The following is a 2,129-nucleotide window of genomic DNA, read 5'->3' as shown; positions in this document are numbered from 1 at the left end:
AGAGACAGGGATGACACGGATCCCACCCCCTACACCCTCCGTCTCAGCGACCCCGGGCTGCGCTACCGCCTGGACTGGCGCCCCACCGCCGCGCCCGAGCCGGGACCCGGCGAGATCCTCGTACGGGTCGCCGCGGCGGCGCTCAACTACCGCGACATCACCACCGCCACCGGCCTGGTGCCGCCGCCCGAGATCGGCCGCCGCCCCGACACGGCCTCCGTCGGCCTGGAGTGCGCGGGCACCGTGACCGCCGTCGGCCCCGGCGTCGCGCACCTGGCCCCCGGGGACCGCGTGGCCTGCGTGACGCTGGGCTGCCTCGGCTCCCACGCCCTGGCCCGCGCCGACCACGTCGTGCCGCTGCCCCCCGCCATGACCTTCGGCGAGGCCGCCACGCTGCCCGTGGCGTTCCTCACCGTCCACCACAGCCTGCACCACCTGGCCCGTCTCACCGCCGGGGAGACCCTCCTCGTGCACGGCGCGGCCGGTGGCGTGGGCCTGGCCGCCGTGCAGTACGCCCAGCACGTCGGCGCCCGCGTCATCGCCACCGCCGGCAGCCCCGCCAAGCGCGACCTGCTGCGCCTGCTGGGCGTCGACCACGTGCTGGACTCGCGCGGCCTGCGCTTCGCCGAGCGGGTCGCCGACCTGACCGGCGGCGAAGGCGTGGACGTCGTGCTCAACTCCCTGGCGGGCGAGGCCCTGCGGCGCAGCCTCGGGCTGGTCAGGCCGCACGGCCGGTTCGTCGAGCTGGGCAAGCGGGACTTCCTCACCGACACCCCGCTGCCCTCGGCCCCCTTCGACCGGAACCTCGCCTTCTTCGGCGTCGACGTCTCCGCCCTGCTCGACCACGTCCCCGACCTCGCGGACGCGCACCTGAAGGCCATCACCGAGGCCGTGCGGCACGGCACCTACCGGCCGCTGCCGCACCGCGCCTATCCCGCCCACCGCATCGAGGAGGCGTTCGCCTGTCTCCAGCACTCGCGCCACGTCGGCAAGGTCGTGGTCACCTTCGACGAGGGCGTCCCGCTGCGGCGGCCCCCGGTGCCCCCGCGCCCGGACCCGGACGCCGCCTATCTGATCACCGGCGGCCTCGGCGGTCTGGGCGCGGCGACGGCCCGGCACCTGGTGGACCGCGGCGCCCGCCACCTCGTCCTCCTCAGCCGCCGCGGTCCCGCCGCGCCGGAGGCCCCCGGCCTCCTGGCCGACCTGCGCGCCGCCGGAGCCCAGGTCAGGGCGTACGCGGCGGACGCCGCCGACCGGAAAGCGCTGCGGGCGATCCTGGCGGACCTCGACGCCACCGGCCGGCGGCTGGCCGGGGTCGTGCACGCCGCGATGGTCCTGGACGACGCCCCGCTGGCCGAGCTGACGCCGGACCGGGTGCGGGCCGTGCTGGCGCCGAAGCTGGCGGCGGGCCGGCTGCTGGACGAGCTGACCCGCGACCGCCCGCTGGACTTCTTCGTCGTCCACAGCTCCGGCGCCGCCCTGGTGGGCAACCTGCGGCAGAGCCCGTACGTCGCCGCCAACATCGCGCTGGAGGCCCTGGTCCGCGACCGCCGCCGCCACGGGCTGCCGGCCCTCGCCGTGCAGTGGGGCTCGATCGCCGACACCGGGTACGTGCACCGCTCCGGCCGCACCGAGGAGCTGGCCGGTCACGGCTTCGGAGCGCTCGCCGCCGACGACGCCCTGGCCGCGCTCGACCGCCTGCTCGCGGGGCCCGGGCCGGCCGTCGCCGCCGTCGGCCACTTCGAGTGGGACCGGGCGCACGTGCTGCTGCCCCGGCTCGCCGCGCCCCGCACCGCCGGGCTCCTGCCCGAGCGGGAGGACACCGAGGCCGCCGCCCGCCTGCGGGACGCCCTGACCGGCGCCACCGGCCAGGAGGCGCTGCGGCTGGTGACCGAGGCGCTGGCCGACGTGCTCGCCCAGGTCCTCCAGACGACACCCGACCGCATCGACCCCGGCCGGCGCCTCGACGCCATGGGCCTGGACTCGCTGATGGCCGCCGAGTTCGCCGCCCACCTCAGCAACCGGTTCGGCTGCGAGATCCACCTCATGGAGCTGACCAGCGCCACCAACCTGTCGGACGTCGCCCAGCGCGTCCTCACCCGCCTCGGCCACACCCCCGTGCCCGCCCC

General features: G+C 77.2%; 1 protein-coding gene. It reads left to right on the top strand.

The window, feature by feature from the left end; translation table 11 throughout:
• Positions 1-2,129, top strand: a 2,129-nt coding sequence (locus ACSNOC_RS27555; RefSeq protein WP_436750297.1) for an SDR family NAD(P)-dependent oxidoreductase, incomplete at both ends; no start/stop codon positions are given.

Origin of the sequence: Streptomyces sp. URMC 129, from assembly GCF_051386415.1 — a bacterium.
GTDB lineage: Bacteria > Actinomycetota > Actinomycetes > Streptomycetales > Streptomycetaceae > Streptomyces.
This window is presented reverse-complemented; position numbering and strand designations above follow the sequence as displayed.